We start from the raw sequence: 25,185 nt of genomic DNA on the forward strand, positions 1-25,185 counted from the left end.
GGTTTTTGTTGATTATTCTACTTTGAAGCTATTTACAATTTTGACAAAATCGCTTTTCATTATTTCTTGATTTTCGAAACTGCAATATTGTAAAATCTGATAGACAAATTCTTTCGTTTCGATTACAGTTTGCAAGAAATAAATATGTCCAGATTCGGGATCATTTGTTTCAAATTCGGTATAAGCATAATTGAATCCCTGTTCGTAGGCAACATAAGGTTTTTTGATATAATTAAACCCTTTTTGTGTTTTATATGGCTCGATAGAATTTAGCGTATAATCAATCATATCCAAATTAGAATCTGCCAATTTTAATTCATCTTTGTGTTCAAAAATCACAAATCCATACGAATTCGGCTTTGGAGCAAGACTTTCAAATTGAATAGTTGCATAATCATTTAACCCAACTGTACGTTGAAAATCTTTTGGAATAGTTAACGCAAACGATTCAGCTCCATGTATTTTCTGTTGAGCAAAAGCGGTAATACATGTAAAAAGAGAGGCGATGAATAACAATTTTTTCATTGGATGAATTTAGATGACGAATATAAAAAAAGCCTTGATTATCCCAAGGCTATAACGTTATTATTTAAAATAAATTGTTTATTTCGTTGAACAAGAATTATTTCCTGATTGACAAGGCGAAGTTCCTTCTACAATTTTAACACCTTCAACTTCTTTTATTTTACCAAAACCTCCAGCAACGTCAATCAAATTTTCGTAACCACGAGCGCGTAAAATTGAAGAGAAAATCATTGAACGATATCCTCCTGCACAATGTACTAAATAGGTTTCTTCAGGATCGATTAATTTCATAGATTCATTGATGAAATCTAAAGGAGCTGTAATTGCACCTTCTACGTGAGAAGTTTCATATTCACCTGGCTTACGAACGTCCAAAACTTTTAATTCAGTTTCATCAACTAACTCTACAAACTCTTCTGGAGAAACCGAAACAATTTCATCGAAATCTTTTTCAGCCTCAACCCAAGCTTGGAAACCATTGTTCAAAAATCCGATTACATTGTCATATCCGACACGAGCCAAACGTGTTACCGCTTCCTCTTCTTCACCAATTTCTGCAATTAACAAAATTGGTTGTTTGATATCTGTGATTAATGTACCAACCCAAGGTGCAAAATTTCCTCTAATTCCAATATTGATGGAGTTTGGAATAAATCCAGCTGCAAAAGTTTGAGGATCGCGAACATCTAAAATTAACGCATTTGTATCTTCCGCAACTTGCATAAATTCGTCTGGAAATAAAGCTTTATTCGCACGTTCTTTCACTACATCCAAAGATTCAACACCCAATTTGTTCATCATTACATTTTCTGGAAAATAGAATGGAGGAGGCATTAATCCTGAAGTTAATTCAGTAATAAATTCCTCTTTTGTCATAGAAGGATTCAAAGCATAATTCACTTCTTTTTGATGTCCTAGCGAATCAAAAGTTTCTTTACTCATGTTTTTTCCACAAGCAGAACCCGCTCCGTGTGCAGGATATACGATAATATCATTAGCTAAAGGCATAATTTTGTTTCGTAAAGAATCAAATAAATAACCAGCTAATTTTTCTTGCGTTAAGTCTGTATTTAATTTTTGAGCTAAATCTGGACGACCAACATCACCAATAAATAAAGTATCTCCTGTAAAAATTGCATAATCTTTACCGTTTTCATCTTTCAATAAATACGTTGTACTCTCCATGGTATGACCTGGTGTGTGTAAAGCTGTAATAGTTATATTTCCTAAAGAAAAAACTTCGCCATCAGTTGCGATATGTGTATCAAAATTTGGTTCCGCAGTTGGACCATAAATAATTGTAGCACCAGTTTTTTGCGCCAAATCTACATGTCCTGAAACGAAATCTGCATGAAAATGCGTTTCGAAAATGTATTTGATTTTTGCATTGTCTTTTGTCGCTTGATCGATATAAGATTGTATTTCTCTCAACGGATCAATAATTGCAACTTCACCATTGCTTTCTATATAATAAGCACCTTGCGCAAGACATCCGGTGTAAATTTGTTCAATTTTCATAAGAATGATTTAGTGTGTAAAAATACAAATATTTAAATTTAGAATTTTCCTCTGATGGATGAATTCTGATACTTTTCTTCTATTTAAACTCAAATAAGATTGATAGTTAGCCTAAAATTTATGAATGAAATCATAGGTTATTTGGCAATCTTTTTTAGATTAATAAATAATTCAGTTTTTGCTCTTGGCGGAATAGAATTGTAACAATTTTCCATGACTTTGAAATCAAAATAATCGTTGAAATACGTCTGATATTCAGTTTTATCACCTCCAAAAGGTGGCGTGTTATTTCCGAATTCTCTGTTGAATAATACACCAACTAATTTTCCGTTTTCGGCTAACAGTTCGTTCATTTTGATGCTATAACTTTGACGTAATTTTGGATCTAACGCACAGAAAAAAGTTTGTTCTAAAATCAAATCAAATTCACCATCTAACTCAAAAAAATCTTGATGAAGAACTTTGATATTGGGATTATGTTTAAATTTTTCTTTGATTTTTTCAACTACAATTTCCGAAATATCAATCAATGTAATATTCGTAAAACCTTGTTCCAAAAGATATTCTGCTTCGTAAGCATTTCCACAACCTGGAATCAGAATTCTGATATTTTTATCTTCCAATTGATCGATATACTCTTTTAGTGGAGTAGAAGGAGCTTTTAAATCCCAACCAGTTTGATTTGTGATGTATTTATCGTTCCAAAAATTTTCGTTCAGTTCCATACTTTAAATTATTGAATTATAAATTCTTCGATGAACATAAAAATTGCCATTAAAATAATGAAGATTGCAAATGTTCGTTTTAGAAATTGTACTGGTAAAAATTTGTTGATGTAGGTTCCGACAAGAATTCCAACCATAGAAATTCCAATGAAAACACTCAAAAAACTCCAATCAATTTTGATGTGTAAAGCATCACCAATAAAAAATCCGATAAGTGAATTGATGGCAATAATTACCAACGAAGTTGCCGAAGCTCTTTTCATATCTAATTTTGCAACCATCATTAATGCCGGAACAATCAAAAAACCACCGCCAGCACCAACCATTCCTGTTAATCCTCCGATTAAAAATCCTTGAATTAATAAAAGAGGATTTAGCTTATCATTTTTCTGATTAATTTGTTCTTCTTTCTTCCCTTTTAACATAGAAATAGCTGCGAAAACCATCAGAATAGCGAATAAACCAAACATTGCCATTCGACGTGTGACGATAAAATCGCCTATAGAAAATAAATTACTTGGCAGGGCAGGAATTAAAAATGCACGAACCAATGTAATTCCAACAACAGCTGGTAATCCAAATTGAAAAACGACTTTCCAATCAACCATTTTTTGCGAAGCTTGCTTTATTCCTCCAATCAATCCTGTCGATCCAACGATGCATAATGAATAAGCAGTAGCAATTTTTTCGTCGAAATGAAAAATATACGCTAAAATAGGAACGGCTAAAATAGATCCACCACCACCAAGAACTCCCATAATTAGTCCGATGAAGAAGGCACCTACAAAACCAAAAAACTCTATAAAATCCATTTTTTTCTCTCGATTTTTACAAATCTATAGCAAATACAATAACAATTACTATAGGTATATTATGAAATATTGTTGTAAATTAATACAAATGCCTACTAAATCAATAGACGTATATTATTTTACTTTTTTTAATTATTATGCAAATTTGGTGTAACATTTTCAAAAAAACTGCTACTAATGTTACATAAGCATAATAGATAAAAACTTAAAAAATACTAAATGAAGAAAATTTTTATGTCTATCTTATTTGCAGGATCAGCATTATTTGGTCAGCAAATAAAATTTGATGAGTATACTCTAGCAAACGGATTGCATGTTATCCTTCATCAAGATAATTCTGCTCCAGTTATTACAACAGGTGTTATGTATCACGTAGGTTCGAAAGATGAGCAAGTTGGTAAAACAGGTTTTGCACACTTTTTTGAGCATTTATTATTTGAAGGAACAGAGAATATTAAGAGAGGTGAATGGTTCAAAATTGTTTCTTCTCATGGAGGTTCTAACAATGCGAATACAACAACGGACAGAACATATTATTACGAAACTTTTCCATCAAATAATTTAGAATTAGGATTATGGATGGAATCTGATCGTTTGCGTCAACCAATCATCAATCAAATTGGCGTCGATACACAAAAAGAAGTTGTAAAAGAAGAAAAACGTTCTCGTTTAGACAATCAACCTTATGGTAAATTTTCGTACGGAGAAGCGGTTAATCCTCATGTTTTCAAAAAACATCCTTACCGTTGGAGTGTAATTGGTTCTTTTGAGGATTTGAGTAATGCAAAATTAGACGATTTCAAACACTTTAGTCAAACTTTTTATGTGCCAAATAATGCTGTATTAGTTGTTGCGGGTGATTTTAATAAAGACGAAGCAAAGAAATTAATTGAGAAATATTTTGGTGTAATTCCAAGAGGAAAAGATGTTGTGAAAACTGTTGTGAAGGAAGATCCAATTACATCAGAAATTCGTGGAACAGAATATGATGCAAATATTCAGATTCCTTTATTGGCGATTAATTATCGTACGCCAGATAACAAATCAAAAGATGCTTATGCATTAGAAATGTTATCAAGCTATTTAACAGGTGGAAAATCATCAGTTTTATATAAAAAATATGTTGACGAGAAAAAAGAAGCATTACAAATATTTGCTTTCAATCGTCAAATGGAAGATTACGGAATTTATTCAATCGGAATTTTACCTCAAGGAGAAGTTTCTTTGGATAAATTAGAAGGAGATTTACAACAAGATATAGAAAAAGTTCAAACAAATTTGATTTCTGAAGAAGATTACCAAAAAATCTTAAATGGAATTGAAAATAGTTTTGTGGCTTCAAAATCGGGTGTTCAAAACATTGCACATGCTTTAGCGGATGCTTATATGTTGGGCGGAGATACAAATAAAATCAACGAAGAATTGAAGGTTTATCAATCTGTAACAAGAGAAGATATTCGCAATGTTGCTAAAAAGTATCTAAACATAAACCAACGTGTAATTATTCATTATTTACCAGAATCTAAAAAAGCTGCAAAATAAAAAACAACCGAATTATGAAAACAAAAATATTATCTCTTGCAATCGCTTTTATGGCAGTTAGCTTAAATGCGCAAGTGGCGATTCCAATGCCAAAACCAGGTCCAGCACCGACGGTTAATTTAGGAAAATCGAACGAATTCAAATTAAAAAATGGTTTAACAGTTATCGTTGTTGAAAATCATAAATTACCACGAGTTTCTGCTACATTAACAATCGATAATCCTCCATATGCATTAGGTGCAAAAAAAGGAGCAGAGTCTTTGTTGGGCGAAATGTTGGGAACAGGAACAAAAACAAAATCTAAAGATGATTTCAATAAACGTATTGAGTTTTTAGGAGCTCGCGTTAATTTTTGGGAAGAAGGAGCTTCTGCAAGTTCTTTAACTAAGTATTTCAACGAGATTTTTGGTTATATGGCAGATGGAGCTATGAATCCAAACTTTACTGAAAGTGAATTTGCTGATGTTAAAAAACGTTACATCGAAGGTTTAAAGTCGAATGAAAAATCTGTAGAAGCAGCAGCATCTCGCGTTTCGAATATATTAGTTTATGGAAAAAATAATCCTTTCTCAGAATTTGATACACCAGCCCAAATTGAGAAAATTACATTGCAAGATGTGAAGGATTACTACAATACCTACTACAAACCAAACAATGCTTATTTGATTGTTGTTGGAGATATTTCGACAAAAGATGTAAAAGCATTGGCGGAGAAAAACTTTGATTCTTGGCAAACAGGAAAATTAAATATTCCAGCATTTCCAAAAGTAGAAGAAGTTACAAAAACGGAATTAAATGCGATTAATATGCCTAACGCAGTGCAATCTGTGGTCTCAGTTTCGTATCCAGTTCAGTTGACAAAGAAAGATCCAGATTATTATGCAGCGTTAATTGCGTCGTCTATTTTGGGAGGCGATTTTAATTCGAAATTGAATATGAATCTTCGTGAAGCGCATGGTTGGACATATGGTGCACGTGGTGGAGTTTCTGATTCTCGTTACATTGGACGTTTCAATACTAATGCAACTGTTCGTAACGAAGTGACGGATTCTGCTATCGTTGAGACGATGAAAGAAATTAAAGGAATGACGTTAAACAAAATTGATCAACAAACGTTGAATGATGTAAAAGCAAAATTCTTAGGAAACTTTATCTTGACTTTAGAAAGTCCTTCTACGGTTGCTAACCAAGCTTTAATGAAAAAGACAAATCAATTATCAGATAGTTTTTATGCAGATTACATCAAAAATATTAATGCTGTAACAATTGATGATGTATTACGCGTTTCGAAAAAATATTTCCGTCCAGATCAAGCAAAAATCAATGTAACAGGGAAATTAGAGCAAATTGCTCCAGCTTTAGAAAAGCTAGGTTACTCAGTTAATTACTACGATTCTTTCGGAAATAAAACTGATAAACCAACTTCTGGTGCAAAAACTACAACTGTTTCAGTTGCTCAAATTACAGATAATTTTTTCAAAGCTATTGGTGGTACGGACAAAGTGAAAGCTGTAAAATCGATTGCTCAAAAAGGAAAAATTGAGATGATGGGAATGTCTGGAACTTATACAAAAAAGGATTTAGCTCCAAACAAGTCTATTACGGTTATGAGTATAGGTGGAATGAATGTTACACAAGCTTTTGATGGTGAAAAAGGATTTGTTATACAAGGACAAAAATTTGACTTACCAGCTGAATTGACAGCACCTTTAAAGAAAACAAATTCTTTGTTTGTACCATTATCAGAAGGTTATAAAACGGCTAAAGTAGAAGGAATCGTTTCTGAAAACGGAGTTGAATATTACAAAGTTGTTGCTGCTGATATTTCTCGTACAGATTATTATGATGTAAAAACTGGCTTGTTAATGAAGTCTGAACAAAAAATGAAATCTCCACAAGGAGAAATGATTGCGACGACGATAAACAAAGGATATAAAACTTTTGAAGGTATTTTAATGCCAACAGAAATTTTAACAGAAGCTGGACCTCAAACAGCTAAAATAGTAATTGAATCAGTAGAAATTAATAAAAACGTTTCTGACGCAGATTTTAAATAACAATTCTTTTAAATATTTTTCAAATTAAAAGGCAATTCGTATTTTTCGGATTGTCTTTTTTTATACCACTATGATGAATAAAACCTCTTAGCGCAAAAAATAAGGTAATTAAAGAAGAGTATCAAGAGATTATAGATCAGCGTATGCTAGAATTGCGTAGAAAAACTTGAGATTAATAACTGAAAATTCTTTTTAAAAATGAATAAATCTTATTTTTGAGAAATTTTTAATCAAAAAACAAAATATATAATGGCAACAATCAATTGGCAAACGGTAAAGGAGTACGAAGATATCACGTTCAAGAAATGTGATGGAGTAATGCGTATAGCATTTAATCGTCCTGAAGTTCGTAATGCATTTCGCCCAAAAACTGTTTTCGAATTATTAGATGCTTTTCAATTAGCAGAAGAAGATCGTGAAGTTGGTGTAATTTTATTGACAGGAGAAGGACCATCTGCAAAAGATGGTGGTTGGGCTTTTTGTTCTGGAGGTGATCAACGCGTTCGTGGTGCAAAAGGTTATGAAGGACAAGATGGTGTTGGACGTTTGAATATTTTAGAAGTTCAGCGTTTAATTCGTTTTTCGACAAAAGTTGTTGTAGCCGTTGTAAATGGTTGGGCAGTAGGAGGAGGACATTCTTTGCACGTGGTTTGTGACATGACATTGGCTTCTAAAGAACATGCGATTTTCAAACAAACTGATGCAGATGTAGCTTCATTTGATGGTGGTTACGGTTCGGCTTATTTGGCAAAACAAGTTGGTCAAAAACGTGCCCGTGAAATCTTTTTCTTAGGATTGAATTACTCTGCACAAGAGGCTTACGATATGGGAATGGTAAATTTAGTTGTTCCGCATGACGAGTTAGAACAAGTTGCTTTTGATTGGGCACAAGAGATTTTAACAAAATCGCCAACAGCAATTAAAATGTTGAAATATGCATTCAATTTGGTAGATGATGGTTTAGTTGGACAACAAATTTTTGCAGGAGAAACCACACGTTTTGCATATGGTACAGAAGAGGCTGTAGAAGGTCGTAATGCATTCTTAGAAAAACGTCCAAGAGATTTTTCAAAATTTAGATAAGAAAATTTTCAAAATATAAACGAAAAGCGATGTTTAACATCGCTTTTTTTATTTCTATAAAATCAATTACTTTTACTCAAAACCTAATTAATTTGTGATAATAGATTTTCCTGTATCCATTGAAATTTTTGGACACTCAGTCTTAGTTCATCCTATTCTCGAATCGCTCGGAATTTTTATTGCGATGCGTTATTATGCATTTCTACGAAAACGAAACAAATCAAGTTTATCGACAACACAATCGTTTAGTATAATTATAGGCGCATTAATTGGAGCGCTTTTGGGCTCTAAAATAATTGGAACATTAGAAAATCCGCAAGCTCTTTTGGATGCAGAAAATCCTTTTCTCTTTTTCTGGACAAGTAACACAATCATAGGTGGTTTAACCTTTGGTTTAATTGGTGTAGAACTCACAAAAAAGATAATTAGATACAAAGAAAGTACAGGCGATTTGATTACTTTTCCTTTGATTTTAGCGATGATAATTGGACGAATTGGTTGCTTTTTAACAGGCGTTTATGAACAAACATATGGAATAGAAACAACATCTATTTTCGGAATGGATTTAGGCGATGGATTGTTACGTCATCCAGTTGCTTTGTACGAAATTGTTTACCTTATTTTGCTTTGGATAGTTTTAAAAATCGTTCAGAAAAAATATATTTATCCTTCTGGATATTTGTTTCAAATCTTTATGCTGGCTTATTTTGTGTTTCGTTTCTGTTTAGATTTTATCAAACCAATACATCCCATTTTTTTAGGATTAAGTTCTATTCAAATTACTTGTGTTGGTGTTATTTTTTATTATATCTTTAAGTTATCACAACTTAAATCTAACTAATGGAATCTTTATTTACAATTGTTTTTATTTTACTTCTTATTGGTTCTGTACTTTCTGTAGCAGGTTTTATTTTGTACTTATTTACAAAGAATAAAAATGAGATAGAAAGTGTAGAAATGTCTCTAAAACTAATGGTTTGGGGAATAGGGATTTTACTTGCTTCGTGTTCAATTTGTGGCTTAATTTTAATTGGAAACTAATATGATATATTCAGTAATATTTGCAGAAGGAGGATTTGGAAACGATTTTATTTATGTTATTATAGCAATTTTAGCAGTAATTGCACTTATTGGAGGCGCTGTTGGAACAGTAATTTCGCTAATCATAAATTCTATTTCTGGAAAAAGTAAATCTTCAAAATACTATTTAATGATTTTTGGAATGTGTGCATTGGTTACACTTATTATTTCAGGAATGGTTTGTGGATCTATGTAAACATCGTACCTTTCATTAAAACTTAAATCTACTTAAAACTTATATTATGCCGGTTAGAAATTACACGTATTACGATTATACAATTTCACTTTGTCCAGAATGTTTAAAACGTGTTGGTGCAAAAATTATTATCGAGGACGAGAATGTTTTTATGACAAAACGTTGTCCAGATCATGGTTTCTTCAAAACAAAAATAGCAACGGATGTCGATTATTATAAAAACATAAGAAATTACAATAAAGCATCAGAAATGCCTTTGCATTTTGAGACAGATGTAGAATATGGTTGTCCGTACGATTGTGGTTTGTGTGTCGATCACGAGCAACATTCGTGTTTATCAATTGTTGAGGTGACGGATCGATGCAATTTAACGTGCCCTACTTGTTACGCCATGTCATCGCCACATTACGGTTCTCATCGTAGTTTAGAGCAAATAGAAGCGATGTTTGATACCATTGTTAAAAATGAAGGCGAACCCGATGTGGTTCAAATTAGTGGCGGAGAGCCAACAATTCATCCACAATTTTTTGAGATTATGGAAATTGCAAAATCAAAACCAATTAAACATTTGATGTTGAATACAAACGGAATTAGAATTGCGAATGATCCAGGTTTTGCAGAAAAATTAGCAACTTATGCACCAGAATTTGAAGTTTATTTACAATTTGATTCATTTAAAAAAGAAGTTTTAGAAGATTTTCGAGGAAAAGATTTGACAGATGTTCGAATGAAAGCTTTAGAAAAATTGAATGAATTAAATCTTTCTACAACTTTGGTTGTTGTTCTTCAAAAAGATAAAAATACGGATGAAATTGGAAAAATCATCGATTTTGCTTTAAAACAAAAATGTGTACGTGGAGTTACTTTTCAACCTGTAGAAATTGCAGGCCGAAACAGAGAAGACTCTATTCATGAAAAAATTACCTTAACGGAAGTTCGTCAAGAAATTATTGATCAATATCCACTTTTAAATTCAGATGATATTATTCCAGTTCCTTGTAATCCGGATGCTTTAGCAATGGGTTATATGCTGAAATTGAATGATGAGGTAATTCCGCTTACACGTTATATAATTCCAGCGGATTTGTTGAATAACGAATCGAAAAATACAATTGTTTACGAACAAGATGAACAATTGAAAGTACAATTATTAGACATTTTTAGTACAGGAATTTCGGTTGATAAAGTGCAACCAAAAATGAATCAATTACTTTGTTGTTTACCAGAAGTTTGTGCGCCCGAATTGGATTTAGATTACGATAATTTGTTCCGAATAATCATTATGAATTTTATGGATGCACATGATTTTGATGTTCGTGCTGTTAAAAAGTCTTGCGTACATATCGTCAACAAAGATTTGAAATTAATTCCATTCGAAACAATGAATTTATTTTATCGTGACGAAAAAGCTGCTTATTTAGAAGAATTGAGAAAAGAGGATAAAGTGTTGTTTTAGATGATGATGACAAATTGCTTATTTTTTGGAGATAGTATTACCTACGGCGAATATGACGGGGTTTTGGGAGGTTATGTAGAAATTTTGAAACGTTATTGCCATGCTGAGTTTTATAATAACAATGCAAACGAAGTCAATTGTTTTAATCTCGGAATAGGAGGAGAGACAACAGAAGGTTTAATGAAACGATTTGAAGTTGAGACAAAAGCGCGCTTTTCTCCTGACGAAAATCTAATTTTCTTTTTTTATGGCGCAAATGATTTAGCTGAAAGAAATGATTTAGAATTGGTTTCTCTTGTTAATTTTGAATCAAATCTTTTTGAAGTAATTTCTCAAGCAAAAGAATTTACAGTTAACATTTATGTGATAAGTATTTTACCAATCTCTAAAACGGTTGATGGAATAAAAGTTCCTAAACGTAAATTTCGTACGACTCAAAAAATTGAATTATACAATCAAAAGCTAAAAGAATTAGCACTTCAAAATCAAATAGAATTTATTGATATTTTCTCACGTTTTAATTCAACTAAAGAAGAATTTCTTTCAAAAGATGGTATTCATCCAAATGAAAAAGGATATCAATTTATCGCAAATCAAATCAAACCGATTGTAGAGAAATATTTGTAAAATCTATTTTTGTTGAATTTGACTTCTGTAATATGGAATGATATAATCTTTAAAAAATAAAAAAGTCATTGATCCAGCTATACATGTAAATGGTGCGTTTTGGCTTGTTCCAGTTGGTGAGATCTAAGAAATTAATAATCCAACTAAATATCCGCATAAAGCGTAATAACCAATTTTCAGAATTATTCTTAATGCTTTGTTTTTCATTTTATTAGTGTTTTAATGAAGATATGGTTTTTATTGATAGTAAACAAAATAATCTTTATTCATTATAAATAACTCATTTTGGTTTTGTAACTTTGTTCGCGAAAGTTTATGGTAATTTTTCAAATAAAAAATTAGTATTAACAAACGAAATTTTCTTCGGGGCAAGGCGAAATTCCTTACCGGCGGTTATAGTCCGCGACTCCTTTAACAACTGTTATTGGACTGATTTGGTGAAACTCCAAAACCGACAGTATAGTCTGGATGAGAGAAGAAAATTGAACACAACTGAAAGTCATGAGTGATAAGTGTTAAGTTCTGAGTGAAAAACTCATGACGCACAACTTTGAGCTTATTACTTAACAATGTGTTTCGCCCTGAAGTGATGTTTCATGATAAAACAAAAATCAAATGAAAACAATCACACAATTTGGCTCAACAGCCAATGAAAGAATTGCAAATGCAATAAAAGATCTACAAAACGGAAAAGGAATTTTATTAATTGATGATGAAAATCGTGAAAACGAGGGTGATATCATTTTTCCTGCTTCCACAATTACTGCGCCTGATATGGCTTTATTGATTCGTGAATGTAGCGGTATTGTTTGTCTGTGTCTTACACAAGAAAAAGCAGATGAATTGGAGCTAAATCCTATGGTCGAAAACAATAACTCACGTTTTCATACTGCATTTACAGTAACTATTGAAGCAAAAGAAGGTGTAACAACTGGTGTTTCTGCAGCCGATCGTATACAAACGATAAAAACAGCAATTAATCCAATTGCAAAACCGACTGACCTTAATCGACCTGGACATGTTTTTCCTTTAATTGCTCGTCCAAAAGGCGTTATGGAACGTCGAGGACATACAGAAGGAAGTATTGATATTGTGAAATTAGCAGGTTTAGGAAATGAAGCAGTTTTGTGCGAATTGACAAATGTTGATGGTACAATGGCGAAAGTTCCGCAAATTATAGATTTTGCCGAAAAACATGAAATGACTGTTTTGACAATTGAGGATATTTACGAATATCGTCTTCAATTAGAGGAGAAAAAACAATTAGAATTCGCTTAAATTAAACAATAAAATACATCATAAACTTTCAAAAATCTTCGGGTAGAAATACACGAAGATTTTTTTTGATTTTATACAAAATTTATTATCCAAAATCAAGGTAATTTTGAATAAAATCAATGTACATTTAAAAACTTAAAATTCAAATTACAAAATGACATCAGAGGAGAAAGTTCCATCCGTTTGGAAAAATAAAGAATTTATTCCATTCATATTTTTAAGGTTTTCCTTAATCTTTGCTTTATTCATTCAGAGTACGTCTGTTGCGTACGAAATTTTTAAAGTCACTCAGAAAGAAATTTTTCTTGGATTAATTGGTTTAGCCGAGTTTTTACCAATTCTTTTAACTGCTTTTTATGCGGGACAATTGGTCGATAAATTGGATAAACGGATGATCTTGGTACGAAGTATTGGTTGTTTTATGACCGCTTCTTTTGTCTTGATGATTGTTAACTTTCCGTCAGTTCGCCAAGCAATCGGAATTCCTGTTTATTTGGGAATCTGTTATTTTGCATTTTTCATTTTAGGATTGACAAGATCCTTTAGCGGACCAGCTTTATTTGCACTTTTAGCCTTAGTTGTCCGTAAAGAAAACTACACAAAAGCAATTCCAGTTTCTTCGTCTGCATTTATGATTGGATCAGTTTTAGGACCTTTGGCAGGAGGAGTTATTTTAGCAAAATTTGGTATTGAAGCCGCTTTGATAACCGCTTTTACAATTATGTGTATTTCGATGGTGATGATATTATTAATTTCTAAAAAACCAGCAGAAATATCAGAATCAGAATCGACAGAATCGCCAATGATACGTATCAAAGAAGGTTTGAGATTTATTTGGGGAACGCCAATTATATTAGCTGTTTTGAGTTTGGATATGTTTGCGGTTTTCTTTGGTGGAGCAGAATCGTTGTTACCAGCTTTCGTTGAAAAAGTATTGAATCAAGGTTCTGAAGCTTTTGGATTATTACGTTCAGCACATGGAATTGGATCGATTATAATGATGTTTTTCTTGTCGATGATTCCAAGTTTATTAAAAGGAAATGTTGGACCAAAATTATTGGGAGCAGTCGCAATGTTTGGTATTTGCATTATATCTTTCGGATTTAGTCAAAATCTGTATTTATGTTTTGTGATTTTGATGTTTGGAGGTGCTTTTGATGCAATTTCGATGGTAATTCGTCAAAGTATTTTACAAATTAAAACGCCCGAAAATTTGAAAGGTCGTGTTTCATCTGTCAATTCAATATTTGTGAGTTCTTCTAACGAATTAGGAGCTTTAGAAAGTGGAATTGCTGCAACATTTTTAGGGTTAGTTCCAGGAATTATTTTTGGTGGAACAATGACAATTTTAACCGTAATTTTAATTGCATTTTTCATCAAACCTATTCGAAAAGTAACCTTAGAATAAAATATTAAGATAAAAAGAAGTAAAGGTTTTAAAATAAAGTAAAGCGAATCAATTGATTCGCTTTTTTGTTATCTTTAAGAAAATAATTATCAATGAAATCTATTGTTTACTTTTTACTTTTAGGATTTGGTTTGTTGAGTTGTAATAAGGATGAAATTAAAATAAAGGTTGATAAAGTCGAAAATAATATGATACACTTTACAATCAAGAATAACTTCGAAAAAGAATCAATTCGCTTTTTAAAACCTAAACATAATTATTTATGTTATGAAGGAAGTAGTCCTATTAATAATATCTATAAAGATTTTTACATCTTAGATTTTATAAACAGATACTGTAATCTTCCCCTTGTTAAGAACACTTAAAAGTAGAGTTTTTATTTAATATTATTGTATTATTATTTTGATTAATTTGAAATGTAGGAAAATCATTAGGATTTTTGACCTTACCATATTTCAATAAAAAGTTTCTAGGAGAAAGATATTGCAAAGAACTATGTGGTCTTTCATTGTTATACATCCACATCCAAATTTCTGTATAATTTTTCATTTCTTTGATATTTTCAAATAAATAAGCATTTAAAAAATCTGTTCTAAAAGTTCTATTAAATCTTTCAATCAAAGAGTTTTGCGTAGGTTTCCCAGGTTGAATATAATATAATTCAATGGCTTTTTTTGACAAAATAGTTTTAGTTTTTCAGCAATAAATTCTGTACCATTATCTACTCTAATTTTCTCAGGTTTCCCTCGCCATTCGATTAGTTTTTCTAGTTCAGAAATTACTTTAGCTGAAGGTAAACTTGTGTCGATACAAATACTCAAAATTTCTCGATTAAAATCGTCTATAATATTCAAACTTCTCACGCTTTTTCCGTTTTCTAAACTATCATGCATAAAATCCATACTCCACGTTACATTTGGATAAATCGGACGTAAAAGCGGCTCTTTAATACTTGCAGGAAGTCTTTTTTTACGTTTATTACGTAGGTTAAGTTTCATCGAAGTATAAATTCGATAAACTCGTTTATGGTTCCAAGTAAAGCCTAAATTTCGTAAACGATAATGCATCATCCAAAAGCCCCAAGTTTGATGCTCGTTAGATAGTGCTATCAATTGAAAACGTATTTTATCATCCTCATCTTTACGTACTTTTTGATAATAAAAAACGGATGTTCTTAAGCTAAATAGACGACAAGCCCTGCGAGAACTTAGTTGATGTTTTGCTTTTGAATACAACACCAATTCTCGTTTTTCACAAGGCGTTATAGCTTTTTTTCGATAACATCTTTTAAAACTACGTTTTCTAAAGTAAGCTCTGCTACAATTTTTTTATATCGGGACAATTGCTTCTCTAGTTCCTTTAATTGAGCTAATTGATGGGCTTCCATTCCGCCATATTTACTCTTCCATTTATAAAAAGTGGGTTGGCTTATTCCATGTTCACGACAAATTTCATTGACTGTTTTGCCTTGATTTTGTTTTGATAAGATCTTGACGATCTGAACTTCTGTAAAATTGCTTTGTTTCATAATTATCCCTAAGTTAATAAACTATATTTTTAAACGTTCCGTTTTTTAGGGAAGATTACAATACCCGTTGTGCATTTTAAATAATTTGGGTTTTTAGATTATTAATATTTCGATTAAAGTATGTTTTATTAATGTACTGAACCACAGTAAGTGCAGTAATTTTAGCTATAATTCTGGTTTTAAACCCTTCGAAAGTCTTTGCATAATTTCGTCTAATCATAAACTGATCACATAGTTGAGAAAATAAAGTTTCAATTCTTTTTCGATACTTTTTGAATGGATAAAACTGAGGTTTATACTCTTTTTGATTGGATCTTTTCGGTGTTTCTAATCGAATATTGGCTTCATTAAATAAGTCAATTTGAATTGTTTGTGACAAATATCCTTTGTCTCCAAGTAGCAAACAATCATACATTTGAGTTTTAACATCTTTCAAAAAATGAATGTCATGAACAGATGCGGGACTGATATCAATACTCTGGAAAACACCATTTAAAGAACAAATAGCATGAAGTTTATAGCCATAAAAGACATTTGCTGAGAAGCACAAAAACCTCTATTTGGCGTACTATATTGATGTTCCTTACAAATTTTCGAGCGATTAATTCTTGCTATTTTACACACTTCCAACGGCATACTATCAACTATGAAACAATTTTCAAATTCATTAAATTCTTTTGCTAATTTGAGGCGAATACTATTAATTTGTTCTGATAATCTACGTTTTCTACGATTATAAATACTACGTTCAATTTTACAACTTAACGCATTAGGAAGATTTCGAAATAAATGATTTTCACTATCAATACCCATAAATTCAGCAGTTAAGACAAGACTTATGAGTTCTAAATCAAAAAGTTTAGGTCTTCTACGTTGATAAATTAAAAGTGTATCAGTTGATATTTTTCGTAGAACTTCCAATATTCTTTCGTAATTTGCAAGTAAGTTGTTCATTGTAAATGTTTTGTAGTTAAAACAATTTACTGATTTTCAATCAAATGAACAACTTTATTCTTTATTAATCAAAATGCACAACAGGTAGAAATTAATAAAAATAAATCATACTCAGACAGTATAATGATACCTGATGAAGATTGCGAGTATTGTTATTTTTACCCTATAATTGAAGAAAATACTATTTTAATGATAAGAAAAGATACATTGATTTATGATGAAAAAGGAGCTGTAAAATTGATTCATTAATTTTCTAAAGCGTCAAACCTTCTAAATCATCAATGGTCCCGTTGTAGATATTCACATCAACTTTATAACGTTTTACACCATCTATGGTTGCTTTTTCGGTAAATTGCCAAAAATCCCAATGCCCTTTCATTTCTTGGACCCAAAAATTGTAATTGGCAATCCAAATAATATAACCATCAAAATGATCTTGTAAATAATCTTCAAAATATTTATCTGATGTATAAATAATCGGTTTGATATCGTAATGCTCTTCAACAATTTTGCACCAATTCTTGATTCCTTCGACTAAACGATCCATGGATTGTGTTTTCGGTAAGGTTTCAATATCCAAAACTGGAGGCAAATCACCATTTTCTAATTTTACTTTTGCAATAAAATTTTGTGCTTGTAAAGTAGAGTTTTCATCTGGACGATAAAAATGATAAGCACCACGCAAAATATTATTTTCTTTTGCACCTTCCCAATTATCCTCAAAAGTCTCATCAATAGACGAAGTTCCCATTGTAGAACGGATAAAAGCAAAATTTATCGGATATAAATTGTAAATCGTATGCATTTTCGTCCAATCAATTTTTCCTTGATAATGCGAAACATCAACACCAAAAGTTTTGAGATAATATTTATCCATCACCTCAATATTTCGGATATCAAATTTTGTGACTTTACCATCAACCAATTTTTCGCCTTTCAACGATTTTTCTACAACCGAAAAATAGTAATGAATACCATGACGATAACGATATGTAAAATAAACAACGCACAAAATCAGTAAACTAATCACATAAGTCGAAAGTTTGATTTTTTTTAATGTACTAAAAATAGATTGTTGTGTTTTCTTTTTACGAGGCATTTTAGTAGTTGAAATAGATAAATTCTATGCAATATTACTTCAATTTTAGATGATAAAAAAAGTAAAATCTTCATTATCTTTGTTCAGTATGAAAAAATGGATATTAGCCGCAAGGCTTCGCACATTACCACTTTCTTTGAGTGGATTATTATTGGCTGGATTTATTGCAAAATCAGAAGGAATTTTTCGAAATGATATATTTTTCTTATCTCTTTTAACAACTTTGGCTTTCCAAATTTTATCAAATTTCGCGAATGATTATGGCGATGCGGTAAAAGGAACGGACGCAAATAGAGTAGGAGAGCAGCGTGCTGTAGCATCTGGATTGATAACTCAAAACCAAATGAAAATAGCTATTGGAATTATGGTTGCAATTTCTTTAGCTTGCGTTTCAGCATTGTTGTATGTATCTTTTTATCCAAATGATATGAAATATATTTACATTTTTCTTGGACTGGGAGTTGCGTCTATTTTTGCAGCAATGGCTTATACAATGGGAAAAAAACCATACGGATATATTGGTTTAGGTGATGTTTTTGTGTTCTTATTCTTTGGGATTTTAGCTGTTGCTGGTGGAGAATTTTTATATTCTAAAGTTTTTCAATGGCAAATTTTATTACCTGCAGCTTCGATGGGATGTTGGAGTGTAGCAGTGCTAAATTTGAACAATATGCGAGATGTGAAAAATGATGTCAAAAACAATAAAATTACTGTTGCATCAAAATTAGGTTTTCAAAAAAGTAAATATTACCAAATGGCTTTAATGACGATTCCGTTCGCATTAAGCGCATTATATGTAACGATGTCACCACTTAAACAAGGTAAATTATCTGGTTTTGTATTTTTAATTTTAATCTTTTTTGCGAACGCCATTCGTCGTCAAATTTTTGCAGTAAAAGATCCTAAAGATTTCGATCCATTCTTGAAACAAGTAGCAATGTTAGCTTTATTTTTCGCTGTATTATTAGGATATAGTTTAATCGGTTTCGATTTTATTGATACTTTAATTCGTTAATCACAAAAAAATATATAATGAAAATTCAATATTTAGGACATGCCTCGCTTGCGATTGAAGCAAACGGTAAACACATTATTGTTGATCCATTTATTACACCAAATGAATTAGCAAAGAATATCGATTTCGAAAGTTTAAAAGCGGATTATATTGTTATTACGCATGCGCATCAAGATCATGTGTATGATGTGGAAGAATTGGCAAAACGTACAGGAGCTTTGATTATTTCGAATGCAGAAATTGCTTCTTATTATTCGGAAAGAGGTTTAAAAGCACACGGAATGAATACAGGTGGTAAATTTAGTTTTGATTTTGGTTCGATTCAATCTACAATTGCATTTCATTCGAGTTCATTTGCTGATGGAACATATGGAGGAGATCCAAATGGTTACATTATCGAAAGTGAAGGAAAGCGAGTTTACATCGCTGGTGATACAGCTTTGACATACGAAATGAAGTTGATTCCGGATACAATTGGACAACTTGATTTAGCAATTTTACCAATCGGAGATAATTTTACGATGGGGGCAAAAAGTGCTTCTATTGCGGCAGAATATGTGCAAGCAACTAAGGTTTTGGGTTATCATTATGATACTTTTCCACCAATTAAAATTGATAAAGCAGAAGCGAAATCTATTTTCTTTTCGCGTCATATTCAATTGATTTTATTAGAAATTGGCGAAGATTTAACGGTTTAAGAAATTCTTTACAATATATAAAAGCTCGAGATAATCTCAAGCTTTTTTATTGATTTGATCTCGGTTGAAAAAGATTATCTTTGCCGCAATTATTCGATAAAATTTATGATTACAGTTAATGATATTGCCGTTCAATTCGGTTCTTCAACGTTGTTTAGTGGAGTTAGTTTTGTGATAAATGAAAATGACAAAATTGCCTTAATGGGTAAAAATGGTGCAGGAAAATCTACTTTACTTAAGATTGTTGCAGGAATCAATAAACCTTCTTTGGGAAATATTTCAGCACCAAAAGATGCGGTAATTGCATATTTGCCGCAACATTTGTTAACCGAAGATAATTGTTCTGTTCGCGAAGAAACGTCAAAAGCTTTTGCTGAATATTTATCAATGAAGAATGAAATTGATGAATTAAATGAGCAATTAACTGTACGAACTGATTACGAAAGTGATGATTATATGAAGCTAATCGAACGCGTTTCGGAAGTCAGTGAAAAATTTTATTCGATAGAAGAAGTAAATTACGAAGCCGAAGTGGAAAAGGTTTTGAAAGGAATGGGATTTGCGCAAGAAGATTTGGATCGATCAACTTCTGAGTTTTCGGGAGGTTGGCGTATGCGAATCGAATTGGCTAAAATTCTTTTGCGTAAACCTGATTTGATTTTATTAGATGAGCCTACAAACCACTTGGATATCGAATCAATTCAATGGTTAGAGGATTTCTTGAAAAATCAAGCCAAAGCTGTTATGGTGATTTCGCACGACCGCACGTTTGTCGATAATATTACAAATCGCACTATTGAAGTTACAATGGGACGAATTTATGATTACAAAGCCAAATATTCTGACTATTTAGTGTTGCGTCAAGATCGTAGAATTCATCAGCAAAAAGCTTATGATGAGCAACAAAAATTCATAGCCGAAAATAAATTATTTATCGAACGTTTTCGCGGAACTTTCTCTAAAACAGAACAAGTACAATCACGCGTTCGTATGTTAGAAAAGTTAGATATTATCGAGGTTGATGAGGTTGATACTTCAGCTTTGAAATTGAAATTCCCTGCGGCTGCACGTTCTGGGCAATATCCTGTTGTAGTCGAAAATTTAGATAAATCGTATGGTGATCATATTGTGTTTAAGGATGCAAATATGGTCATCGAACGAGGACAAAAAGTGGCGTTGGTTGGGAAAAATGGTGAAGGAAAATCAACAATGATTAAAGCGATTATGAATGAAATTGATTTTGAAGGAAAATTAGAAATTGGTCATAATGCACAAATCGGATATTTTGCTCAAAATCAAGCTGCTTTATTAGATGAAGATTTAACTATTTTCGAAACTGTAGATCGCATTGCAGAAGGTGATATCAGAACACAAATTAAAAATATTTTGGGTGCATTCATGTTCAAAGGTGATGATATCGATAAGAAAGTAAAAGTGCTTTCTGGAGGAGAAAAAACACGTTTGGCAATGGTAAAATTGTTGTTAGAACCTTATAATGTCTTGATTTTAGATGAGCCAACAAATCACTTGGATATGAAAACAAAGGATATTATCAAAGATGCGTTGAAAGAATTTGAAGGAACAGTAATTTTAGTTTCTCACGATCGTGATTTCCTAGATGGATTGGCAGAGAAAGTTTTCGAATTTGGAAATAAACGTGTCAAAGAACATTTCGAAGATATCAAAGGTTTTCTTGCAACAAAGAAAATGGAAAACTTGAAAGAAATAGAAAAGTAAATTTTAGATAAAAACAAAAAATCCACTCAACTGAGTGGATTTTTTTATGCTTGTTTTTTCACGAATTTCGTTAAAATAACGATTAATTGTCCGTCAACTTTTCCTTCAATTTGTTCGGTATTATCATGAACTAAACGAATGTTTCGAACAGCAGTTCCAATTTTTGCATTGATAGAAGAACCTTTTACATCCAAATCTTTAATCAATGTCACCGTATCTCCATTCACCAAAATATTTCCATTGCTATCTTTGTGCAAATCCACACTTCCGTCACCTTCGTGATCGCCAGAAGCTTTTGCCCACTCCATATTTTCGTCATCTAAATACATCATGTCTAAAGCATCAGCAGCCCAAGATTCGTTTCTAAAGCGATTTAGCATTCGCCAAGAAAGCACTTGTACGGCAGGAACTTCGCTCCACATAGAAGAAAGTAAAAATGATTCCCAAAAAGAAGCATCTAATTCCTCTTTCTTTTCAATTTGGTTGATACATTTTTGTGTAATGTAAACATTTCGATCAGGATTACTACTTGCATCAGGATTCACTTCATAAATAGCTAAATCCTCTGTAAATCCTGTCAACTCACATTGGTTGCCACTTCTTTCTTGTAAAAATGTTTCTAATTTCATATGTTGATTTTAAAGCTTTGCAAAGATAACCTTTATTTAGAATTTAAACTTTTAAGGATTTTTAATCAGAATTATTTAAATTCGTTAAGAATAAAATTCAACCTTAAAATATGTTAGTAAAGAAAAACTCAGGTGAGTTAATTCCATATAATCCAAAAGCTTTAAAACGTTCATTAACGAAATCTGGCGCAAAAAAAGAGGAAGTTGAAGAAGTTTTCGAATTAGTTTCGAAAGATCTTTACGAGGGTATTCCGACAAGAGAATTGTATAAAATTGCTTTTGCCCATCTCAAAAATTATAGAAATTCGTATGCGGCGCGTTATAGCTTGAAAAGAGCTTTGCGAGATTTGGGACCAGAAGGATACTATTTCGAAAAGTGGATTGGAAAAGTGATGCAAGCGGCAGGATATCAATCTTTGCATTCAGAAATTGTACAAGGAAATGCGGTAACGCACGAAATAGATGTGGTGGCTTCTAAAGGTGATCAGTTACTTTTTTGCGAATGTAAATTTAGAAATGACGAAGATGCCAAAATTTCGGTGACAACACCGATGTATTTTTTATCACGAATGAAAGATGTAGAAGGTCATACGTATCATTTTTTTGGACGAGATATGAAACCAACAAAAGGTTTCTTGGTAACAAATGCTTATTTGACAACTGATAGTATAGATTTTGCAAATTATTATGGAATTGGATTAATTTCTTGGGATTATCCAGAAACAAATAGTATCAAATATTTGGTTGATAATGCGGCTTTGTATCCAATTACATGTTTAACGACTTTGACGCCAGAGCAAGAAAAAGTTCTTTTGTCAAAAGAATGTATTTTGGTGAAAGATTTAAAACAAAATAATAAGTTTTTAGATTCATTAAATTTGTCTCAAGAACAACGAAACGAAGTTTTGGAAGAAACGAATGAATTGTTAGAAATCGAGAATTTTACGTGCGAAATTGCTTAAAATGAAATAAAAAAGAAGCTCAATATTGAGCTTCTTTTGCTTTATAATTCTTTAAAAATCTCAAAACTATCTTTGTGATCGCACCAAAATTCATCCAAATTAATCATTCGATCTTTTAGGAACGGAATAATTTGCGGCCAATCGGTTTCTCTAAAAATACTAATGTTTTCTAAACGTATTTTTATTGTCGAAATCATTTTTCCGTCTTCGTCATAATCTTCTTTTGTCCAAATCCATTTTTCGCCAAGATAATTTTCCAAAACATTTTCATATTCCTCAAACTGTTCATAGATCATCAGTTGAACTGACGGATCTGGATGCGAAATTTCAATCGAAACCTCTGAAAACTTGCGTTCGACATCCGTTCTAAAATAAACACCTTTTATATCCGTTTTGTAATTTATCCAATTAATACGCGTTCCTTCGGCATTCATCTGCAATTTCATATACGTTCCATACGAAATCCAAAAATCCTTTTTTATGCGATAAGCATCTTCTTTTGAAAACAAATTGATTATTTTTTTACAAAAATCGGTTTAATATTCTATTCAACAAAATTTCGAGAAAAATAGCTTGGATTGATTCTTGTTCTATTACATTTGAACAAATATTTTTAAAAAGTAAATATGAAACTATTTTCTTTCCTTGGTTTAATGGGAATTTTGGCTTTTTCTACTGTAAATGCACAATCTGTGGAAACTGTAAAATATGAAGCTTTACACGAAAAAATCACAACTTATAAAGATCAAGTTGTTGTCGTTAATTTTTGGGCAACATGGTGTGCTCCTTGCGTTGAAGAAATTCCTGCATTTATGGAAATTAATGAAAAATACAAAGACAATCCCAATTTCAAAATGCTGTTGGTATCTTTGGATCGACCAAAAGTATTGGATAAAGTAAAGAAATTTATAACAGATTATCACATCAATACAGAAGTTGTTTTACTGGATGACACCAAGCGGATGAATGAATGGATTCCTTCTTTCGATTCCAAGTGGGGTGGAAATATTCCTGTTACAATTATTTACAATAAAGGAGAAAAAGTTGTTTTTCATGATCAAGCCATGACCAAATATGAACTGGAGGATGAAATCAATGAAATTCTTCCATAAAATCAGATGTGATATTTTTTCAATTTAACTTCCATTCTTGCAAACTATTATGTACCTGTAATTGTTTCTATTGTTAAAATATGATTTTATTCATGTTTTTAATAAATATTATTGTATTTTTAGTAGACACTAATTAAATAACACTAATTAAATAACAATAATATGAACAAACTTATCTTTACATTAGCTACACTTGCTGTATTCACAGCTTGTAGTGATGACACTAAAAACGAAATGGATCCTCAAGCAGAATCTGCTAATCAAAAAGTTGCAAGTCGAACGTGCGCTTCTGATGAAGTTTTAAAATTACAGCTATCAGAAAATCCTAATCTGGCCTCAAAAATGGCAGATATTGAAGCCCATGCCCAAAACTTTGAAAAAATGCAAGGAAAACTAGTCAATGGAACTATTGTTATCCCTGTTGTTGTAAATGTTTTGTATAAAACGGCCGCTGAAAATATTTCTTTAGCTCAGATTCAATCTCAAATTGATGTTTTAAATAAAGATTTCAATGCACAGAATGCTGATTTTTCACAGGTACCCGCTTTGTTTTCAAATGTAAAAGCAAATGTTGGGATTAAATTTGAATTAGAAACGGTGAACAGAAAACAAACAACAAAAACTTCTTGGGGAACAAATGATGCCATGAAGAAAAGTACAGGAATTCTGCCAACTTCCCCTACAACAAAACTTAATTTATGGGTTTGTACAATCGGAAGTGGTATTCTGGGTTATGCACAATTTCCCGGGGGTAGTTATGCAACAGACGGAGTGGTAATTGATTCAAGATATTTTGGAAATACAGGAACAGCAACTTACCCGTTCAATTTAGGGAGAACAGCTACTCATGAAGTTGGGCACTGGATGAATTTACGTCACATTTGGGGAGATGGTGGTGGATGTCTAACAGATTATGTGAACGATACGCCTTATCATAATGCACCAAACTATGGTGTCCCTGCATACCCTCATTATAGTACATGTTCAGGATCTCCTGTCGAAATGACCATGAATTATATGGATTATAGTGACGATAGAGGATTATATATGTTCTCTGAAGGACAAAAAAGTAGAATGTTATCTATTTTCAGTCCGGGAGGTGCACGCTATAGCTTCGCTCAATAACATCAGGATAATTAAATAT

General features: G+C 31.9%; 26 protein-coding genes, 1 pseudogene and 1 riboswitch. Of the genes and pseudogenes, 16 read left to right on the forward strand and 11 right to left on the reverse strand.

The window, feature by feature from the left end; genetic code table 11:
* Positions 1–12 precede the first annotated feature (12 nt).
* The 4 genes from ACTS9J_RS06900 to ACTS9J_RS06915 all read right to left on the reverse strand — a co-directional run bounded on the left by ACTS9J_RS06900 (position 13) and on the right by ACTS9J_RS06915 (position 3,580).
* Positions 13–525 carry a hypothetical protein gene (locus ACTS9J_RS06900; RefSeq protein ID WP_180906231.1) on the reverse strand — a complete coding sequence of 171 codons (513 nt, stop codon included), beginning with the start codon at positions 523–525 and terminating at the stop codon, positions 13–15.
* Between the two features lie 78 nt (positions 526–603).
* On the reverse strand, positions 604–2,043 hold the full coding sequence (locus ACTS9J_RS06905) for an MBL fold metallo-hydrolase (protein ID WP_291077756.1): 1,440 nt from the start codon (positions 2,041–2,043) through the stop codon (positions 604–606).
* A 137-nt stretch (positions 2,044–2,180) separates the two neighbouring features.
* Positions 2,181–2,768: a methyltransferase domain-containing protein gene (locus ACTS9J_RS06910; RefSeq protein WP_291077758.1), complete on the reverse strand. Its 588-nt coding sequence runs from the start codon at positions 2,766–2,768 to the stop codon at positions 2,181–2,183.
* A gap of 8 nt (positions 2,769–2,776) precedes the next feature.
* Positions 2,777–3,580, reverse strand: coding sequence for a sulfite exporter TauE/SafE family protein (locus ACTS9J_RS06915; protein ID WP_219035008.1), 804 nt, complete (start codon positions 3,578–3,580; stop codon positions 2,777–2,779).
* Positions 3,581–3,799: 219 nt separating this feature from the next.
* Between ACTS9J_RS06915 and ACTS9J_RS06920 the strand changes: the two genes are divergently transcribed.
* From ACTS9J_RS06920 to ACTS9J_RS06965, 10 genes are all read left to right on the forward strand, one after another.
* The gene (locus ACTS9J_RS06920) at positions 3,800–5,122 is read left to right on the forward strand and encodes a M16 family metallopeptidase (RefSeq protein WP_313254077.1); all 1,323 of its coding nucleotides are present in this window, start codon (positions 3,800–3,802) and stop codon (positions 5,120–5,122) included.
* A 14-nt stretch (positions 5,123–5,136) separates the two neighbouring features.
* Positions 5,137–7,179: a M16 family metallopeptidase gene (locus ACTS9J_RS06925; protein WP_448353069.1), complete on the forward strand. Its 2,043-nt coding sequence runs from the start codon at positions 5,137–5,139 to the stop codon at positions 7,177–7,179.
* Positions 7,180–7,428: 249 nt separating this feature from the next.
* The gene (locus ACTS9J_RS06930) at positions 7,429–8,262 is read left to right on the forward strand and encodes a 1,4-dihydroxy-2-naphthoyl-CoA synthase (RefSeq protein ID WP_114999699.1); all 834 of its coding nucleotides are present in this window, start codon (positions 7,429–7,431) and stop codon (positions 8,260–8,262) included.
* A gap of 94 nt (positions 8,263–8,356) precedes the next feature.
* Complete coding sequence (locus tag ACTS9J_RS06935) at positions 8,357–9,103, forward strand: prolipoprotein diacylglyceryl transferase (RefSeq protein WP_416410021.1); 747 nt, start codon at positions 8,357–8,359, stop codon at positions 9,101–9,103.
* Positions 9,103–9,303, forward strand: coding sequence for a hypothetical protein (locus ACTS9J_RS06940; protein ID WP_416410020.1), 201 nt, complete (start codon positions 9,103–9,105; stop codon positions 9,301–9,303). Before ACTS9J_RS06935 ends, ACTS9J_RS06940 begins: the two co-directional genes overlap by 1 nt.
* A gap of 1 nt (position 9,304) precedes the next feature.
* A complete protein-coding gene (locus tag ACTS9J_RS06945; protein WP_114999703.1) occupies positions 9,305–9,538 on the forward strand; it encodes a hypothetical protein in 234 nt (77 codons plus the stop codon).
* 46 nt (positions 9,539–9,584) lie between these two features.
* Positions 9,585–10,994, forward strand: coding sequence for a radical SAM protein (locus tag ACTS9J_RS06950; RefSeq protein WP_416410019.1), 1,410 nt, complete (start codon positions 9,585–9,587; stop codon positions 10,992–10,994).
* A gap of 6 nt (positions 10,995–11,000) precedes the next feature.
* Positions 11,001–11,621, forward strand: a complete 621-nt coding sequence (locus tag ACTS9J_RS06955) for an SGNH/GDSL hydrolase family protein (protein ID WP_115002005.1) — start codon at positions 11,001–11,003, stop codon at positions 11,619–11,621.
* Between the two features lie 355 nt (positions 11,622–11,976).
* Positions 11,977–12,105: riboswitch (FMN riboswitch) on the forward strand.
* 131 nt (positions 12,106–12,236) lie between these two features.
* Positions 12,237–12,899 (forward strand): 3,4-dihydroxy-2-butanone-4-phosphate synthase, encoded by a 663-nt coding sequence (ribB, locus tag ACTS9J_RS06960; RefSeq protein ID WP_114999705.1) that lies wholly within the window; start codon positions 12,237–12,239, stop codon positions 12,897–12,899.
* Between the two features lie 154 nt (positions 12,900–13,053).
* The gene (locus ACTS9J_RS06965; RefSeq protein ID WP_286496264.1) at positions 13,054–14,307 is read left to right on the forward strand and encodes an MFS transporter; all 1,254 of its coding nucleotides are present in this window, start codon (positions 13,054–13,056) and stop codon (positions 14,305–14,307) included.
* A gap of 351 nt (positions 14,308–14,658) precedes the next feature.
* Here the strand turns inward: ACTS9J_RS06965 and ACTS9J_RS06970 are convergent, their stop codons facing one another.
* The 5 genes and pseudogenes from ACTS9J_RS06970 to ACTS9J_RS06990 all read right to left on the reverse strand — a co-directional run bounded on the left by ACTS9J_RS06970 (position 14,659) and on the right by ACTS9J_RS06990 (position 17,888).
* Positions 14,659–14,988 carry an integrase core domain-containing protein gene (locus ACTS9J_RS06970; protein ID WP_448353070.1) on the reverse strand — a complete coding sequence of 110 codons (330 nt, stop codon included), beginning with the start codon at positions 14,986–14,988 and terminating at the stop codon, positions 14,659–14,661.
* A complete protein-coding gene (locus ACTS9J_RS06975; protein WP_448353071.1) occupies positions 14,925–15,545 on the reverse strand; it encodes a DDE-type integrase/transposase/recombinase in 621 nt (206 codons plus the stop codon). The genes ACTS9J_RS06970 and ACTS9J_RS06975 overlap by 64 nt, the downstream gene beginning before the upstream one ends.
* A 23-nt stretch (positions 15,546–15,568) precedes the next feature.
* Positions 15,569–15,835, reverse strand: a complete 267-nt coding sequence (locus ACTS9J_RS06980) for a transposase (protein ID WP_219033924.1) — start codon at positions 15,833–15,835, stop codon at positions 15,569–15,571.
* Between the two features lie 76 nt (positions 15,836–15,911).
* Positions 15,912–16,789 (reverse strand): annotated as a pseudogene (locus tag ACTS9J_RS06985) (IS982 family transposase).
* A gap of 253 nt (positions 16,790–17,042) precedes the next feature.
* A complete protein-coding gene (locus ACTS9J_RS06990; protein ID WP_114999709.1) occupies positions 17,043–17,888 on the reverse strand; it encodes a glycoside hydrolase family 25 protein in 846 nt (281 codons plus the stop codon).
* A gap of 88 nt (positions 17,889–17,976) precedes the next feature.
* Here ACTS9J_RS06990 and menA point away from each other — a divergent pair, with 88 nt between their 5' ends.
* From menA to ACTS9J_RS07005, 3 genes are all read left to right on the forward strand, one after another.
* Positions 17,977–18,903: a 1,4-dihydroxy-2-naphthoate octaprenyltransferase gene (menA, locus tag ACTS9J_RS06995; protein WP_114999711.1), complete on the forward strand. Its 927-nt coding sequence runs from the start codon at positions 17,977–17,979 to the stop codon at positions 18,901–18,903.
* A gap of 17 nt (positions 18,904–18,920) precedes the next feature.
* Positions 18,921–19,601, forward strand: a complete 681-nt coding sequence (locus ACTS9J_RS07000; RefSeq protein WP_038332212.1) for a metal-dependent hydrolase — start codon at positions 18,921–18,923, stop codon at positions 19,599–19,601.
* Between the two features lie 105 nt (positions 19,602–19,706).
* Positions 19,707–21,338: an ABC-F family ATP-binding cassette domain-containing protein gene (locus tag ACTS9J_RS07005; protein WP_291047093.1), complete on the forward strand. Its 1,632-nt coding sequence runs from the start codon at positions 19,707–19,709 to the stop codon at positions 21,336–21,338.
* Between the two features lie 44 nt (positions 21,339–21,382).
* Here ACTS9J_RS07005 and ACTS9J_RS07010 read toward each other — a convergent pair whose 3' ends face one another.
* Positions 21,383–21,967, reverse strand: a complete 585-nt coding sequence (locus tag ACTS9J_RS07010) for a PhnA domain-containing protein (RefSeq protein WP_291047092.1) — start codon at positions 21,965–21,967, stop codon at positions 21,383–21,385.
* Positions 21,968–22,077: 110 nt separating this feature from the next.
* Between ACTS9J_RS07010 and ACTS9J_RS07015 the strand changes: the two genes are divergently transcribed.
* Positions 22,078–22,929: an ATP cone domain-containing protein gene (locus tag ACTS9J_RS07015; protein WP_125350186.1), complete on the forward strand. Its 852-nt coding sequence runs from the start codon at positions 22,078–22,080 to the stop codon at positions 22,927–22,929.
* 41 nt (positions 22,930–22,970) lie between these two features.
* Here ACTS9J_RS07015 and ACTS9J_RS07020 read toward each other — a convergent pair whose 3' ends face one another.
* Positions 22,971–23,438, reverse strand: coding sequence for a DUF4268 domain-containing protein (locus ACTS9J_RS07020; RefSeq protein ID WP_416410016.1), 468 nt, complete (start codon positions 23,436–23,438; stop codon positions 22,971–22,973).
* Positions 23,439–23,555: 117 nt separating this feature from the next.
* On the opposite strand from ACTS9J_RS07020, the gene ACTS9J_RS07025 reads away from it, so the two are divergent.
* A complete protein-coding gene (locus ACTS9J_RS07025; RefSeq protein ID WP_280037360.1) occupies positions 23,556–24,041 on the forward strand; it encodes a TlpA family protein disulfide reductase in 486 nt (161 codons plus the stop codon).
* A gap of 162 nt (positions 24,042–24,203) precedes the next feature.
* Positions 24,204–25,166 (forward strand): zinc metalloprotease, encoded by a 963-nt coding sequence (locus ACTS9J_RS07030; RefSeq protein ID WP_448353072.1) that lies wholly within the window; start codon positions 24,204–24,206, stop codon positions 25,164–25,166.
* Positions 25,167–25,185: the final 19 nt, after the last annotated feature.

It is taken from the genome of Empedobacter sp. ULE_I140 (genome assembly GCF_053482575.1).

Coding starts and splice junctions, on each gene's coding strand:
- ACTS9J_RS06955 (WP_115002005.1), top strand. CDS start 11,001: ATGACAAATTGCTTATTTTTTGGAGATAGTATTACCTACGGCGAATAT.
- ACTS9J_RS06945 (WP_114999703.1), top strand. CDS start 9,305: ATGATATATTCAGTAATATTTGCAGAAGGAGGATTTGGAAACGATTTT.
- ACTS9J_RS07010 (WP_291047092.1), bottom strand. CDS start 21,967: ATGAAATTAGAAACATTTTTACAAGAAAGAAGTGGCAACCAATGTGAG.
- ACTS9J_RS06920 (WP_313254077.1), top strand. CDS start 3,800: ATGAAGAAAATTTTTATGTCTATCTTATTTGCAGGATCAGCATTATTT.
- ACTS9J_RS07015 (WP_125350186.1), top strand. CDS start 22,078: ATGTTAGTAAAGAAAAACTCAGGTGAGTTAATTCCATATAATCCAAAA.
- ACTS9J_RS06900 (WP_180906231.1), bottom strand. CDS start 525: ATGAAAAAATTGTTATTCATCGCCTCTCTTTTTACATGTATTACCGCT.
- ACTS9J_RS06940 (WP_416410020.1), top strand. CDS start 9,103: ATGGAATCTTTATTTACAATTGTTTTTATTTTACTTCTTATTGGTTCT.
- menA (WP_114999711.1), top strand. CDS start 17,977: ATGAAAAAATGGATATTAGCCGCAAGGCTTCGCACATTACCACTTTCT.
- ACTS9J_RS06950 (WP_416410019.1), top strand. CDS start 9,585: ATGCCGGTTAGAAATTACACGTATTACGATTATACAATTTCACTTTGT.
- ACTS9J_RS07005 (WP_291047093.1), top strand. CDS start 19,707: ATGATTACAGTTAATGATATTGCCGTTCAATTCGGTTCTTCAACGTTG.
- ACTS9J_RS06910 (WP_291077758.1), bottom strand. CDS start 2,768: ATGGAACTGAACGAAAATTTTTGGAACGATAAATACATCACAAATCAA.
- ACTS9J_RS06965 (WP_286496264.1), top strand. CDS start 13,054: ATGACATCAGAGGAGAAAGTTCCATCCGTTTGGAAAAATAAAGAATTT.
- ACTS9J_RS06905 (WP_291077756.1), bottom strand. CDS start 2,043: ATGAAAATTGAACAAATTTACACCGGATGTCTTGCGCAAGGTGCTTAT.
- ACTS9J_RS06980 (WP_219033924.1), bottom strand. CDS start 15,835: ATGAAACAAAGCAATTTTACAGAAGTTCAGATCGTCAAGATCTTATCA.
- ACTS9J_RS07030 (WP_448353072.1), top strand. CDS start 24,204: ATGAACAAACTTATCTTTACATTAGCTACACTTGCTGTATTCACAGCT.
- ACTS9J_RS06915 (WP_219035008.1), bottom strand. CDS start 3,580: ATGGATTTTATAGAGTTTTTTGGTTTTGTAGGTGCCTTCTTCATCGGA.
- ACTS9J_RS07000 (WP_038332212.1), top strand. CDS start 18,921: ATGAAAATTCAATATTTAGGACATGCCTCGCTTGCGATTGAAGCAAAC.
- ACTS9J_RS06925 (WP_448353069.1), top strand. CDS start 5,137: ATGAAAACAAAAATATTATCTCTTGCAATCGCTTTTATGGCAGTTAGC.
- ACTS9J_RS06990 (WP_114999709.1), bottom strand. CDS start 17,888: ATGCCTCGTAAAAAGAAAACACAACAATCTATTTTTAGTACATTAAAA.
- ACTS9J_RS06930 (WP_114999699.1), top strand. CDS start 7,429: ATGGCAACAATCAATTGGCAAACGGTAAAGGAGTACGAAGATATCACG.
- ACTS9J_RS07025 (WP_280037360.1), top strand. CDS start 23,556: ATGAAACTATTTTCTTTCCTTGGTTTAATGGGAATTTTGGCTTTTTCT.
- ribB (WP_114999705.1), top strand. CDS start 12,237: ATGAAAACAATCACACAATTTGGCTCAACAGCCAATGAAAGAATTGCA.